The sequence below is a fragment of the Brevundimonas sp. GW821-FHT10A07 genome (assembly GCF_059415785.1).
This window is the reverse complement of record NZ_JBWKNX010000029.1, coordinates 1-14,225: the sequence shown is the minus strand read 5'-3', so window position 1 is coordinate 14,225 and position 14,225 is coordinate 1. Positions and strand designations below refer to the sequence as shown.

Genomic DNA, 14,225 nt, shown 5'->3' with positions numbered 1-14,225 from the left:
AACTCTTTCTTCCCCTCAAAACCCCCGAAACCAAAGCTCCGAAGCCCTCAGGGCCGGCCCGTTTCCGAGCGAGGCGGTCCTATACGGGCCGCTCTTTTCCGCCGCAACCGGATTCTGACCAAACCATGAAAATTCTCGCGGAGTCGGACTCTTCGAACCCGTGCCGACGCCCGCTTCAGCCCGTCGCTATATAGGTTCTGAGGCTTTCGGCCTCGCGGGCGTGATCGGCGATCTGGCATTTGACGACGTCGCCGATGGAGATGACGCCGACCAGCCGGCCCTCGCTCAGAACCGGCAGATGGCGAATCCGCCGGTCGGTCATCCGCCCCATCACGGCGGACAGGGTTTCTCCCGGTTCGGCGAAGATCACCCGGGCGGACATGTAATCGGAGACGGGACGGCCCAGGGCGTTGGGTCCATCGACCGCCAGGGCCTTCACCACATCCCTTTCGGAAAAGACGCCGGCGACGGATTCGCCGTCGCGGACGACCAGGGCGCCGACGCGTTTGCGCTCCAGCTCTCCGCACGCCTGCGCCACCGTCAGGTCGGACGCGATGGAGAAGACGGCGTTTCCCTTGGTCTTGAGGATCTCGGCGACGAACATCGCGGCTCCTTCTCTATGGTTAGGAGACGACCGCCGGGCCGGGATGGCGACAGGGCCGCTCGATAACCATGATCGCGCAGCCGCGCCCCGGAATCAAACGTCCGATTCGGGCCGGGCCGACGTCCCCATGGGCAAAGGCCCCTTGCCGAAGGCGCGGCCCAAGGGACCGATGACCAGCAATCCGGCGATGAAGCCGAAGGCGTGGGCCTCCCAGGCGATGCGGGCGCCCTCCGCTCCCGGAGCATAGCCGATCAGCCCGGTGACGGCGTTGACCGCCATCCAGGCGATCGACGCCCCGATCACGCGCCGGTCGAACAGGCTCAGCACCCTGCCCCGTCCGCCCATCAGGCGGGTCGCTGCTCCAATCAGGCCGAACACGGCCCCCGACGCCCCCACCATGGCCTCGGTCGAGCCCCAGTGGACCAGGCCGTAGCCCAGGGCCGCAACCACGCCGCACCCGATATAGAAGAGCAGGAAGACGGTCGGCCCGATCCGGTCGCCGAACAGCCGCGCCACCGGCGCGCCGAAGGCCAGGGCGCCGATCGCATTCATTAGGGCGTGGGTCCAACTGCCGTGCAGCAGCATGGCGGTGAACAAGCCGCCCCACCGCCCGTTCTGCAGATCGATGGGTGCGAAGGCCATGGAGGCGCCCATGTCCGGCAACTGGCGCTGGAAGAAAAACAGCACGGGCATCGACAGGGCGATCAGCACCACCGCGACCGGGGCGTTGAACAGTCTTTCGGACTTTGGCCCTTCTGAATTCGGGGGCGCTGCGAATCGGCCATCGGGGTCGGACATGCCTCACCAATGCGCAACGATTTCTGCGATCTCAAGCGCTTCTTAATAACCTTAACGCAGTTTGGGGTGCGGATCGTGGTTTCGGTCCGTCGTCCGTTTGCGCGCCAGGAGTATTATCCATGCCGGTCAAGAGGCTGATCGTCACCCTGCCGACCGTGCTTGCGACCCTGTTCGTCGCCGCCGCCCCGTCTATCGCCATGGCCCAGACGACGGGCTCCGGCGGCGCCGCCCGCTTCCAGCAGGGCTATGGCTCCGCGCGCAACCTGACCAACACCGCCGCCACCGGTTCGACCCGCGACGCCAACGGCAATCGCCTGATCGTCAACGGCCTCATCCAGTCCGGCGCCTCTTCCTATTCCAGCCAGTCCGGCGGCGTGGCCTCGGCCTATGCCGGGGCGGGCTCGTCTTCCGGCAACGGCACGACCATCGGCGGCTCCACCGCCATCGGCAATCAGTTGAACGTCGTGGTCCAGGGCAGCCACAACACCGTCATCGTCAATTCGAAACAGACCAACAACGGCGACATCAACGCCGGCACGGCCCTGAACGGAAACATCACCCTGCCATGAGCCGCCCTCCTCTCCTTCGCACCGGCGCCGTCGTGACGGCTGCGGCCCTGCTGCTCGCCGGCTGCGTCAGCCCGGTGGCCGGGCCGTCGGGCCAATATGCAACGCCGATCGGCAATGCGCCGGTCACGGCCAACCCCACCCCCTATTCGGCGGCGCTCTATTGCCTGGCCGACTACGCGCGCCGCTACAACCTGCCCTCGCCGCGCATGGCCGTGGGCCGGATCAGCGACTACACGGGCACGGTCTCGTCGGACGGCGGGCGCCAGATCACCGGCGGCGCCTCGCTGATGGCGAACTCGGCCCTGGCCAAGGCCGGCGCCCGGATCGTCGAACGCTACGACACCTCGGTGTCCGAGCTGGAGCTGCGCTACGCCAACAACAAGCTGATCGGCGACAACACCCCCGGCGCCCAGGGACCGGAAGACACCCAGTACCGCCGCATCCTGGCCGGCCAGGTGCCCGGCTCGGACTTCTACATCGTCGGCGGCGTCACCGAGGTGAACTACAACATCCGCTCGGGCGGCTTCGACGCCGCTGGAGGCCAGGTGGACAGCGACCGTCCCGGCTCGGGCATCGCCACCTACCGCACCTATGTGATGAACATCGCCATGGATCTGCGGCTGGTTCAGACCACCACCCTCGAGGTCGTGGACGTCGTCTCGTACCAGAAGCAGATCATCGGCCGCGAGATCTCGGCCGGGGTGTTCGACTTCCTGAACGGCAATGTCTTCGACATCTCGGCCGGGTCCGGCGGGATGGAGCCGACCCAGCTGGCCGTCCGCGCCCTGGTCGAACGGGCCACGGTCGAGTTCATGGCCAATCTCTATGGGGCGCCCGGCCCCGAAATCTGCCTCAACGCCGCCAACGACCCGCTTGGCGATTCCGCTGTCGGTCCGACCGGCGGCTATTATCCGGCCTACCCCACCACGGAGACGAACAATGGCCAGACCCGCGCCGATCCGTCTCGCTGGCATGATCGCCGCGACGGCGACGTTCGCCCTAGCCGCTACTGAGGCGACGGCGCAGGAGACGCCGCTCTGCGATCCGCAGACCGGCTCGACCTGTTCCAGCACCCAGACCCAGTCCGGCGACGTGACCGGGTCGGTGAACCTGAACGTCACGGTCGATCAGCTGGAGGTGACCAATTCGGCCACGGGCAATTCGCTCGCGGGCGGGATCGAGGATTCGTCCGGTTCGCTGGCGTCGCGCCAGACCATGACCGGCGCGACCCGCGCTGACACGACCCTCGTCCTGAACGGCGAATCGGACGGCGTGATCGGATCGACGACCCTGGCGCGCGGCGATTATGTGGGCGTCTCCACCGACGGCGCGACCTTCGCCCTTGATGCGGCCCAGGTCGCGACCGGCGACAATGTCACCGCCCGCACCGTCGTCCAGTCGCCGACCGGCCATATGCTGGCCGGCGGTTCCGTCGGCACGGCGGCCGTCGCCAACAGCGTCGCCCTGGGCGGTCCGTCCTCCTCCATCACCGGCGCAGTCGATCAGTCGGCCCAGACCACGGTCCTGGCCGAGACGGTCGCCGACGTGCAGTACATCCCCGCCCCCGCCGACTTCTCGTCCCAGGCCGTGGCCAACGCCGTCCAGACCTCGACCACCGGCGCCTCTCACCAGGATCTGACGGTGCGCCAGACCAACGCCGCCTCGACGATTGAGGCGCGCACCGACGTCTATGTCGACAACGCCTGGAACCTGGCCGCCCGCGCCAAGGCCGGCGCCAACCAGACCGTCCTGTCCAACGCCGGCGGCTCCCTGGTCGCCGCGACCGACCAGACCAACCAGGGCCGGGTCCGCGCCGTCTCCCGGGCCCGGACCAATCTGCAGGGCCAGACCACCGTCTCGGCCCGCGCCGTCGCCAATGAAGTGATCGCCGGCAACACCGACATCTATCTGGCGCTGGACAACACTCAGCTGAACACCGGCGGGGTCGAGGCGACCGCGACCTATACGGGCGTCAGCGGCTATGACGCCTATGTCGGCGCCGAGGCCGTCGGCAACAGCGTCACCGGTTCCGCCTGTTCCCAGTGCGGCGGCGAGGTCAACATCACCAACAACCAGACCAACAACGCCGCCGTCACCGCCACGACCAACGCCACCATCGGCTCCGGCCGCGCCGCCGTGGTCGGGACCACCGCCGTCGGCAACAGCGCCACCTTCTATGTGAGCCGTCCGGGCGGGTGAGGAAAGCGACTAGCGCGACGAGATGACCGTCTCACGCAAAACCTCCAGCACAGAACCAAGCGGAGTTCGCGAAAGCTTCGTATGTTGCGCGTTGCCACGAATTGGTTTGCGCCGCAGCGCGACTTGCCGCTTCGCGCGCCAAATGGTCTCGAATATCATCTGGTGAACCGCGCTGCGCCATTTGCTGTAGCCCATAGCGAATGTTGGTCAACTCAACCGCCGAGTGGGACGCGTAGAGCTGCGCGAGACCAAACACCCTGAAATGCGAAAAGACACGCTGTCGCTTCACGGCGTTCCAAGCTGCAGGTGGTGCGGCCAAAAATACTAGAGCGGCAGGCTGCGTTTCTTGCACCGCCGCAAACAGCCACCGACCATCGTCAACATCATCGAAGTACGGATGCAGCGTCTGCTCGCCCGCTTGCGCCGCCTGCAAGGCCAGCTTGGTTTTGTTACACTCACCGCAGGACGGAACAAGGTTGGCCGTCGTGATTGTCAAAGCCGGGTGGGCTGACTGCGGCAGATAGTGGTCCAGCGTGAAGACTGTTCGCTGCGCGCATAGCGGACATATATCGTTTTCTGGTAACTTCTTGATAGCGTCGTAAATGTGCCTGGTTCGTACGCTCTTTACGAAAGTTCCGGCATAAACCCTTTCCATCTCCTTCGTGGTGACGCACCCAGCAACGTCATCTGTTCCCTCGATGCTGTACAGCGATGCCTGTTTACCACTTGTTATATAAGCCAATTCCGCCGATTCAATACTGGATGCAGCCTGTTGCAGACGCTGGTTCAAACTGGCATCGCGAATGCTAGCCACACAAAGGTCGAGAGCTTGCCTCGCCGTGACGGTTGGGCGGACTAGAGAGCGCATTAGAGTGCATCCCGCTCAGCGATCAGCGCTTGAACTATCGCACGCGCCTCACCGCCCAGCTGACCCTCAAAGCGAGCTACGGCGGCGGCGTAGTCTAGCCCTTCGTTGACCGTCGCTCGCAGAAGTTGGTGAAAACCGGACCGCGTTACTTCAAGCCCAAAGACTTCTCTCGTTAGAAGGCCGATATTTTCGCCGAAGGTTTCGATGGCCGGCCGCTCGACCACCGAGACAGCGCGCGCCCGACGAAGCTTCCAGGCACAGTTTCGAGGCACCTCCTGGAGTACGACCGGCGAGTGGGTGGCGATGATCGCGACCCCATTTCGCTTCACTAGCAAGTCCGACAAGCAGCGGATAAAAGCTGCCAAAAGCGGCGGATGAAGGTGCCCTTCGGGCTCATCAAGCAAGACAAGTGTTTTCTCGTCTACCAATTCGACCAGTCGCGTGATGGTGAGAAGAATGATGGCGTGGCCAGAGCTCAATCGACTAAATAGAGACTCGGCCGCATCGGACCAATCATCGTCTGACAGCGCCAAAAGTTGAGTAATGTTCGCTTCGGCAAACAAATCGTCTGTTTCAAGGGTGTCCAGCGCAGAACGCCAGCGGTCAGCCCTAAGGCCATGGCGGCAGCGTTCAAAACTCTTACGGAAATCGACAGCGAGATCCTTGGGTGATTTGATGCCTCCTTGTTCTTCGCCCTCCACCTCAATGCGGTGGCGCAACCCGACCTGCTCCGATCCCATCAGGTCGGTGGGCTTTGATCGCAAATCGAAATCATCAAATGCGCTGAACGAGATCAGGACCAAGCCGGCGAAAGCCCAAGCTCCGTCGTCACTTAGAGCAACGGTCACAGGCGGCACCATGTCGGCCTCCTCAGCTCTGCCAAGAAGCGCTTCCGCGAGTTGACGCATACAACGCGTCTTTCCCACCCCGTTTCGGCCGATGAGAACATGGACGTTCGTTGGCGGCTCAGATGCCGGCAACACCTCGAAGTCCATTATTGCTGGGGAGACCCCATCGGGCTGTTCGAGCGTGAAAGTGAAGCGAAATTCGGTAAGCTCCGCGTCCCCACGTGTAAGGCGATGTAAGCGCCCCCTCACTGTGCTTGGAGATATGCTGCGGAGAAGTGAAACCTCCATTGAAGGCTCGTCTAACGCCGCTTCGAAGATATCCAAGTCGAAGGCACAGTCCCTCAGCCCAACCAGAACAGTTTCACGTAAGGCGGCCGAAAGCTGATTGAGGGAGGCATAGTAATCCTCCCCTATGCCGAGCGAGAAGAAGTCTGGACCGAGTGCGTCAAACTCTTCAGGAATTTCCGGCGCTCTCTGACCAGGCTCGACCGTCCCTGCAGGCTGCAGACCTACCTGTCCGATCTTGAGCGATCCCACCTGATGGCTATGTCCGGCTTCATCGCAGACTATCAGCGCAAACGTGGTTCTGAACTTGAACCAGTCATCCCAGTTGTCTGGTACTAAAAACGCGCAGTTGGACGAGCCCTCGGGCACCCGCCCCCTGAGAATGGTAAAGAACATGAACGCCTCCCAACCGCGTCTGCGCGCGAGCATAAGGCGAAGCTTACAGTTGCGTGTACAGACTGTCACGCTTGCGGACGCTTAGAATGAAATCTAGGCGACCTGCTGCGGAGGTTATCTGCTGATTATCTCAAACGCCCCTCCACGCCTCCCCCTTATCGCTATTTTACGGCTATCCGCCTCCCCCAAGGCGCCTGCCAAACGGTCGCCTTGCCCTCGCCCCCGCCCTCCCCTACTCCAGACATCAGCCGTTCCATCGGGGGTTGCGGCGTTTCGGAGTAAACTCATGCGTTCTGCGCGTCGCCTTCTGCTTGTCGCGGCCTCTGGCCTAGCTCTTTCGACGGGGGCCTTCGCCGTCCCCGTCCTGGCCTTCGCGCCCGCCGCCCAAACCCAGACCCAGGTCCCGCCCTCCAATCCCTGGGCCCAGGCGACCAGTGATGTTCCCGCCGATCCGGCCGTCCGTTACGGCCTGATGCCCAACGGCATGCGCTACGCCCTGATGCACAACGCCACCCCGCCGGGCCAGGCCTCGTTCCGGCTGCGGATCGACGCGGGCTCGCTGATGGAGCGGGACGACCAGCAGGGGCTGGCGCACTTCATGGAGCACATGGCCTTCAACGGGACCAAGGACATCCCCGAGAACGAGATGCTGCGCATTCTCGAACGCCTGGGCCTGGCCTTCGGCGCCGACACCAACGCCTTCACCAGCTTCGAGCAGACGGCCTATATGCTGGAACTGCCCAACACCCAGGACGAGACGGTCGATACGTCCCTGCATGTGATGCGGGAAATGATGGGCGACGCCCTGATGGCGTCGGACGCCATCGACGCCGAGCGCGGCGTCATCGTCGGGGAGGAGCGGACCCGCAACTCGCCGCAGATGCGGGTGCTGAAGACCCAGCTGGCCCTGCTGGCGCCGGGCCAGCGCCTGTCGAAACGCCTGCCGATCGGCGACCTGGAGGTGATCCGCACCGCGCCGCGCGAACGGTTCGTCGACTTCTATGACGCCTATTACCGCCCCTCGCGCGCGACCTTCATCGCTGTCGGCGACTTCGACGTGGACGCGATGGAGGCCAAGATCCGCACGACCTTCGCGGACTGGACGCCCAAGGCCGCCGACGGGCCCGAGCCCGACCTGGGAACCGTCGCCGCGCGCCAGCCGGAGACCAGCATCATCGTCGAGCCGGGCGTCCAGTCGTCGATCCAGATCAACTGGATCAAGGCGCCGGACCTTGACCCCGACAGCCTGGCCGAACGCACCGAGGCCGTTCGCCGCAGCCTGGGCCTGGCGGTGCTGAACCGCCGCCTGGGCGAGATGGCGCGGGCCGACAATCCGCCCTTCCTGGGCGCCGGCGGCGGTTATCAGTCGCTGTTCGACACCCTGGACGCCGGCGTCCTGTCGGTCGCCTTCACGCCCGGCGAATGGAAGCGCGCGCTGGAGACCACCGAGCAGGAGGCCCGCCGCCTGACCCAGTACGGCGTCACCGCCCCCGAGCTGCAGCGCGAGATCACCGAATATCGCACCTCGCTTCAGAACGCCGTCGCCACCGCGGCCACGCGCTCGACCACGGCCCTGGCCGGCGCCCTGCTGAACGCGGTCAATGGCGACACGGTCTTCACCTCGCCCCAGGAAAGCCTGGACCAGTTCGAGAAGATCGTCGCCGATCTGACGCCGGAACAGGTCAACGCCGCCGTGCGTCCGGTGTTCGAAGGCCAGGGGCCTCTGGTCCTGTTCACCAGCCCGGTCCCGGTCGAGGGCGGCGAGGCCGCCGTCACCGCCGCGCTGGAGGCCTCGCGTCAGGTTCCCGTCGCCGCGCCCGGCGATCAGTCGGCGTTGGAATGGCCCTACACGAACTTCGGCGCGCCTGCCCTTCCCGCCGCGCGCACCGAGGTGGCCGATCTGGGCGCCACCCTGGTCCGCTTCCCCAACGGGACCCTGCTGAACATCAAGAAGACCGACTTCCGCGATGACCAGATCCTGATCCGCGCCAATACGGGCATCGGCGGCATGGGTCTTCCCGCCGACCGCTTCTCGCCCCTGTTCGCCGCCAACACCGTGCTGAACGCCGGCGGCCTGGGCAAGCTGACGGTGGATGAGGCCGACCGCGTCCTGGCCGGCCATGTCGTCAACACCAGCGTCAGCCAGGGTACGGACAGCTACAGCTTCGGCGGCTCCACCCGCCCGGAGGACCTGCAGCTCGAGCTTCAGGTTCTGGCCGCCTTCCTGACCGATCCGGGTCTGCGCGCCGCGCCGCTGCAACGCGCCAAATCCTCCTATCCGCAGGCGCTGGAACAACAGGCCGCCACGCCCGGCGGCGCCTTCGGTCTGAAGGCCGGGGAACTGCTGGCCGGGGGCGACAAGCGCGCGGCCGCCCCGACCAACGAACAGTTCCAGTCGGTCGAGATCGAACCCCTGCGCGAACAGATCAAGGCGGCCCTCGCCTCCGGCCCGATCGAGATCACGGTCGTCGGCGATGTCGACGTGGACGCGGTCATCGCCGCCGTGGGTTCGACCTTCGGCGCCCTGCCCGCGCGCGGTCCCGCCCCGACCCCGCCGCCTGGATCGGCCGAACGTCGCTTCCCCGCCCCGACCGCGACCCCGATCCGTCTGACCCACACGGGCCAGGCTGAACAGGCTCTGGGCTTCGTCGCCTGGCCCACCACCGACCAGATCGAAGACCGCACCACGGCCCGGCGACTGGCGATCCTGTCGGCCGTGCTGCAACTGCGCCTGAACGAGGAGATCCGCGAGAAACAGGGCATCGCCTATTCGCCCAGCGCCAGCGCCACCAGCTCCGACGCCTTCCCCGGCTACGGCTATATCGCCGTCGGCGCCGAAACGCCCCCCGAGTCCCTGACGAAACTGTTCGACGCCGTGGACGTGATCGCCGCCGACCTGCGCGACAATCCGGTCAGCGAGGATGAACTGAACCGCGCCCGCCGTCCGGCGGTGGAGCGGCTGCGGCGCAGCATGGCCGACAACGGCTACTGGCTGACCCAGTTGTCCGAAGCCCAGTCCGACCCGGCCTCGCTGGACCAGACCCGCAACAATATTGCGGTGCTGGAGGCCGTCACCGCCGCCGACCTGCAAAGCTTGGCCCGGCAGTATCTGAAGCCCGACGCCGCCTGGCGCACCGAGGTCGTCTCGGACAAGCTGGCCCAGTAAGAAAAACGGCCCCGGTTCGCAGGAACCGGGGCCGAGCCTTTTTGGGGCCAGTCTTCAGGATCGTCGACGGAGAGCCGACGGTCTTGTCTTGCGTCACACGGCCTGAGCCGCGCCTGAACGGGTCGCGTCAGGTCCGGTTCAGAACACCCGGCCGCCGACGCCGCCGTCCAGGGTGATGGCCCCGGTGATGACGGTCGCGCTCTGGACCTGTTCCTCGCGGTATTCGGTGTATTCTTCCTCGCGGTACATGGTCAGGATCTTCACCCCGGCCCCGTAGCGACGCAGCAGCGAGCGTTCGTTGCAGTCCCGCTCGGGCTTTTCGGGGCGGCATTCCAGCTTGCCTTCGCCGCCGAACCACAGGGCCTCGTGCTTCCTGCAGGTCAGGGTCGTGCCGTGGTCGAATTTGATGTCGCCCTCATAGTCGGCGATCGTCGCCTGGAGCCAGGTGCCGGCCAGGCAGCGATAGATCTCGCCGTCATAGCCGTCGGCGATCTCGCGATCCGGCTTCACCTGAGAGGCGGGGTGCGGCACCTGGCGGTCGTCGATGCAGACCGCCTGGATCACCACCCGCTTCATCGACCGACGCCAGGCGGTGAAGGGCGTCCGCACCGTCTGGGCCAGGCCTTCGACGGCCAGGCCCTGGATGGTCGTCGGATAGGGCTGGTCCACGGTCACATAGGCCGCGCCGCCGCCCCCGCCGTAACCGCCGGAGAAGCCGCCGGCCCGCGCATTCACAAAGGCCCGCGACCCGGCGTTCGCATTGGCGCTGGCTCCCGCATTGACGTTGACGTTCACATTGACGTTGGTGTTCGAGTTCCAGCCGCCGTTCCCGCCCCCGCACGATCCACCCCCGCAGGAAGGCGGCGGAGGCGGCGGCTCGCAGCAAGGCGGCGGCGGAGGTTCGCACGCCGGCTGGCCACAGCTCTGGGCCGTCGCCGCGCCCGCGACGCCCAACATGGCCCCGCCGGCCGCCAGACCCAGCATCCAATTCCTGATCCGCTGCCGCATCGGCGGGACTCCCGAACGAATTCTCACGTCGCCTGGACAGACTTCCGGACGATCCAACCTTAACCAAGACGACAAAAGCCTTTCGTTTCCGTTGAGATGGGAAAGTCTTCGGGGATGGCGCAATGCCGCATCCGTCTGCTAGACCGCCCGCATCATGACCGTCCGCGTCTCCATTCGCCTGATTTCGATTAGCCGCCCGGCGTAGCGCTTCCGGGCCCTGTGGCCCCGTGCACGCCGGGAAGACCGCCCTCTGTTCGGGCGAACGAAGCCGCCCTCGAGCAGCGCGAAGCGCGACAGGGCGAACGAAGACAGCGACATCACTTTCACGACGCCGAGACGACCCATGGCCGACGCCACCGACACCACCGACACCCCCTCCGGCCGCGACTATCGCGACACCGTCTTCCTGCCCGAGACGCCCTTCCCCATGCGCGGCGGCCTGCCGCAGAAGGAGCCGCTGATCCTGGAGCAGTGGGGCGACCTGTACGGGACCCTGCGCGCCGAACGCCAGGCGCAGAAGGCCCCGCTCTATGTGCTGCACGACGGCCCGCCCTACGCCAACGGCGACATCCACATCGGCCATGCGCTGAACAAGACGCTGAAGGATTTCGTGGTCCGCAGCCGGTTCCTGCTGGGCTATGACGTCGACTACGTCCCCGGCTGGGACTGCCACGGCCTGCCGATCGAATGGAAGATCGAGGAACAGTTCCGCGCCAAGGGCCGCCGCAAGGACGAGGTCTCCAAGGACGAGTTCCGCGCCGCCTGCCGCGAATACGCCGGCAAATACATCGACCTGCAACGCGACCAGTTCAAACGCCTGGGCATCACCGGCGACTTCGCCAACCGCTACGCCACCATGGACTTCACGTCCGAGGCGGCCATCATCGCCGAGTTCCACAAGTTCAAGAATTCGGGCCAGCTCTATCGCGGCTCCAAGCCCGTCATGTGGTCGCCGGTCGAGCGCACCGCCCTGGCCGACGCCGAGATCGAATACCACGATCACGTGTCACCCACGATCTGGGTCAAGTTCCCGGTCACCGGCGTGTCCGACGACCATCCCGACGACCTGCTGGCCTTCCGCACCAGCACCCCGTCCATCGTCATCTGGACCACCACGCCCTGGACCATCCCGGCCAACCGCGCCATCAGCTACGGCCCCGAGATCGCCTATGGCCTGTATGAGGTCACGGCCATGGAAGAGGGTCTGGAGTTCGCGCCCTGGGCCAAGCCGGGCGACCGGCTGATCGTCGCCGACAAGCTGGCCGAGGACGTGTTCAAGGCCGCAAAGATCGCCGCCTGGACCCGCGTCTACGACATCAATCCGTCGGGCCTGGAATGCGCCCACCCGCTAGCCGCGCTGGACAGCGGCTATGGCTTCTCGGTGCCGCTGCTGGCCGGCGACCATGTCACCGACGACGCCGGCACGGGCTTCGTCCACACCGCGCCGGGCCACGGCGCCGACGACTTCGAGGTGTGGAAGGCCCATGGTCATCACGAGGTGCCGGACACGGTCGACCCGGACGGCGCCTACTACCCCACCGTCCCCCTGTTCGCCGGGCTGAAGGTGCTGGAGACCGAGGGCAAGAAGACCGGCAAGTTCGGTCCCGCCAACGGCGCGGTGATGGACAAGCTGATCGAGGCCGGCAATCTGCTGGCGCGCGGCCGGCTGGAACACTCGTACCCGCACTCCTGGCGGTCCAAGGCGCCGGTCATCTTCCGCAACACGCCCCAATGGTTCATCCGCATGGACGAGCCCCTGAAGTCGGGCGACACCCTGCGCGAGATGGCCCTGACCGCCATTGACGACACGGCCTTCCACCCGGCGGCGGGCAAGAACCGCATCCGCTCGATGGTCGAGGGTCGTCCCGACTGGCTGGTCAGCCGCCAGCGCGCCTGGGGCACGCCCCTGGCCATGTTCATCGACAAACAGACCGGCCAGCCCCTGCATGATCCCGAGGTTGACGCCCGGATCGTCAAGGCCGTGGCCGAACACGGCGCCGACATCTGGTTCACCGCGCCCGACAGCGACTTCCTGGGCGCCCACGACCCGGCCCGGTATGAAAAGGTCGAGGACATCCTGGACGTCTGGTTCGACGCGGGTTCGACCCACGCCTTCGTTCTTGACCCGCGCCTGCCCGAGCATGGCTATACGGGCGACCGCCCGGCCCACTGGCCCGCCGACCTCTATCTGGAAGGTTCGGACCAGCACCGCGGCTGGTTCCAGTCGTCTCTGCTGGAAGGTTGCGGCACCCGTGGCCGCGCCCCGTTCAAGGCGGTCCTGACCCATGGCTTCACCCTCGACGAGAAGGGCGAGAAACAGTCCAAGTCCAAGGGCAATACGACCGATCCGCTGACGGTCATCAAGGAAAGCGGCGCCGACATCCTGCGTCTGTGGGTGTCGCTGGTCGACTATTCGGAAGACCAGCGGATCGGCAAACAGATCCTGCAAACCACGGTCGACGCCTATCGCAAGCTGAGGAACACGGTCCGCTATCTGCTGGGCGCCCTGGCCGACTTCGACGAGGCCGAGCGGCTGACCGACTACGACCAGTTCCCGCCGCTGGAGAAGTTCATCCTGCACCGGCTGTGGGAGTTGGACGCCCATGTGCGCCAGGCCTATGCCGAATACCGCTTCCAGGACGTCGTCCGCCCGGTGCTGGAGTTCTGCTCCAACGACCTGTCGGCCCTGTATTTCGACATCCGCAAGGACAGCCTCTACTGCGACCGCCCCGACGCCCTGCGCCGCCGCGCGGCCCGCACGGTGATGGACGCGGTCTTCATGCGCCTGACCGCCTGGCTGTCGCCGCTGACGCCCTTCACGATGGAAGAGGCCTGGACGACGCGCTTCCCGGATGCGGGCACGAACTGCGCCCGGGTGATCCCGGAGACGCCGGCGGAATGGAACAACCCGGCCGAGGCCGAGCGTTGGGCCGCGATCAACACCGTCCTCGAAGTGGTCAATGAATCGTTGGAAGCCGCGCGTCGAGATAAGCTAATCGGCGGGGCGCTGGACGCCTGGCCGACCGTCACGGCGCCGGCGGGAACCTTCGCCCCCTTCGACGGGCTGGACGCCGCCGAGATCTTCCGCACCTCGGGCGCCGAACTGGTCGAAGGCGACGCGCTCGCCGTGGCCGTGGCCCTGGCCGACTATCCCAAATGCGCCCGCTCGTGGCGCCGCGTCCCCGACGTCGGCTCAGACCCCGCCTACCCCGACCTCTCGGCCCGCGACGCCGATGCGGTCAGGTATTGGGACCAGACGCACGCCTGACCACGCATTCACCTCCCCGTTGGCGAAGGCCGACGGGGAGGACAGGCGATCGCGTCAGCGAGCGCCAGGAGGGGGCGACTCGGCGCCTGAAGCCGCTGTGGTCATCACCATCGTCAGTGTCGCCCCCTCCTGGTCGCTACGCGACCTGTCCTTGTTTGTCGCTGATCGGTTAGATTTCCCCTGATCCGGGACGCCCGCCTGATGTTCACCGCATCA

Annotated in this window: 10 protein-coding genes; 5 read left to right on the top strand and 5 right to left on the bottom strand. The window is 66.0% G+C overall.

The window, feature by feature from the left end:
* Positions 1-175 precede the first annotated feature (175 nt).
* Positions 176-604, bottom strand: a complete 429-nt coding sequence (locus AC07NC_RS17155) for a CBS domain-containing protein (protein ID WP_008261184.1) — start codon at positions 602-604, stop codon at positions 176-178.
* A gap of 93 nt (positions 605-697) precedes the next feature.
* Positions 698-1,402 carry a rhomboid family intramembrane serine protease gene (locus AC07NC_RS17150; protein WP_494570263.1) on the bottom strand — a complete coding sequence of 235 codons (705 nt, stop codon included), beginning with the start codon at positions 1,400-1,402 and terminating at the stop codon, positions 698-700.
* Between the two features lie 119 nt (positions 1,403-1,521).
* On the opposite strand from AC07NC_RS17150, the gene hfaA reads away from it, so the two are divergent.
* The 3 genes from hfaA to hfaD are packed head-to-tail and all read left to right on the top strand — an operon-like array spanning position 1,522 to position 4,170.
* A complete protein-coding gene (hfaA, locus tag AC07NC_RS17145) occupies positions 1,522-1,971 on the top strand; it encodes a holdfast anchoring protein HfaA (RefSeq protein WP_494570262.1) in 450 nt (149 codons plus the stop codon).
* Positions 1,968-2,984 carry a holdfast anchoring protein HfaB gene (hfaB, locus tag AC07NC_RS17140; RefSeq protein WP_035310629.1) on the top strand — a complete coding sequence of 339 codons (1,017 nt, stop codon included), beginning with the start codon at positions 1,968-1,970 and terminating at the stop codon, positions 2,982-2,984. Before hfaA ends, hfaB begins: the two co-directional genes overlap by 4 nt.
* Positions 2,911-4,170 (top strand): holdfast anchor protein HfaD, encoded by a 1,260-nt coding sequence (gene hfaD / locus AC07NC_RS17135; protein ID WP_494570261.1) that lies wholly within the window; start codon positions 2,911-2,913, stop codon positions 4,168-4,170. The genes hfaB and hfaD overlap by 74 nt, the downstream gene beginning before the upstream one ends.
* A gap of 31 nt (positions 4,171-4,201) precedes the next feature.
* Here the strand turns inward: hfaD and AC07NC_RS17130 are convergent, their stop codons facing one another.
* Positions 4,202-4,960 (bottom strand): HNH endonuclease, encoded by a 759-nt coding sequence (locus AC07NC_RS17130; protein ID WP_494570260.1) that lies wholly within the window; start codon positions 4,958-4,960, stop codon positions 4,202-4,204.
* A 77-nt stretch (positions 4,961-5,037) separates the two neighbouring features.
* Positions 5,038-6,567: an AAA family ATPase gene (locus tag AC07NC_RS17125; protein WP_494570259.1), complete on the bottom strand. Its 1,530-nt coding sequence runs from the start codon at positions 6,565-6,567 to the stop codon at positions 5,038-5,040.
* A 286-nt stretch (positions 6,568-6,853) separates the two neighbouring features.
* Between AC07NC_RS17125 and AC07NC_RS17120 the strand changes: the two genes are divergently transcribed.
* The gene (locus tag AC07NC_RS17120; RefSeq protein WP_494570258.1) at positions 6,854-9,733 is read left to right on the top strand and encodes a M16 family metallopeptidase; all 2,880 of its coding nucleotides are present in this window, start codon (positions 6,854-6,856) and stop codon (positions 9,731-9,733) included.
* Positions 9,734-9,871: 138 nt separating this feature from the next.
* On the opposite strand, the gene AC07NC_RS17115 is transcribed toward AC07NC_RS17120, so the two are convergent.
* On the bottom strand, positions 9,872-10,741 hold the full coding sequence (locus tag AC07NC_RS17115) for a hypothetical protein (RefSeq protein ID WP_035305393.1): 870 nt from the start codon (positions 10,739-10,741) through the stop codon (positions 9,872-9,874).
* Positions 10,742-11,084: 343 nt separating this feature from the next.
* Here AC07NC_RS17115 and ileS point away from each other — a divergent pair, with 343 nt between their 5' ends.
* Positions 11,085-14,009, top strand: coding sequence for an isoleucine--tRNA ligase (ileS, locus tag AC07NC_RS17110; RefSeq protein WP_494570257.1), 2,925 nt, complete (start codon positions 11,085-11,087; stop codon positions 14,007-14,009).
* The last annotated feature ends 216 nt before the right edge of the window (positions 14,010-14,225 follow it).

What these genes read in the sequence shown, in the direction of transcription:
- AC07NC_RS17155 (WP_008261184.1), bottom strand. Translation starts at nt 604, where the DNA reads ATGTTCGTCGCCGAGATCCTCAAGACCAAGGGAAACGCCGTCTTCTCC.
- AC07NC_RS17150 (WP_494570263.1), bottom strand. Translation starts at nt 1,402, where the DNA reads ATGTCCGACCCCGATGGCCGATTCGCAGCGCCCCCGAATTCAGAAGGG.
- hfaA (WP_494570262.1), top strand. Translation starts at nt 1,522, where the DNA reads ATGCCGGTCAAGAGGCTGATCGTCACCCTGCCGACCGTGCTTGCGACC.
- hfaB (WP_035310629.1), top strand. Translation starts at nt 1,968, where the DNA reads ATGAGCCGCCCTCCTCTCCTTCGCACCGGCGCCGTCGTGACGGCTGCG.
- hfaD (WP_494570261.1), top strand. Translation starts at nt 2,911, where the DNA reads ATGGCCAGACCCGCGCCGATCCGTCTCGCTGGCATGATCGCCGCGACG.
- AC07NC_RS17125 (WP_494570259.1), bottom strand. Translation starts at nt 6,567, where the DNA reads ATGTTCTTTACCATTCTCAGGGGGCGGGTGCCCGAGGGCTCGTCCAAC.
- AC07NC_RS17120 (WP_494570258.1), top strand. Translation starts at nt 6,854, where the DNA reads ATGCGTTCTGCGCGTCGCCTTCTGCTTGTCGCGGCCTCTGGCCTAGCT.
- AC07NC_RS17115 (WP_035305393.1), bottom strand. Translation starts at nt 10,741, where the DNA reads ATGCGGCAGCGGATCAGGAATTGGATGCTGGGTCTGGCGGCCGGCGGG.
- ileS (WP_494570257.1), top strand. Translation starts at nt 11,085, where the DNA reads ATGGCCGACGCCACCGACACCACCGACACCCCCTCCGGCCGCGACTAT.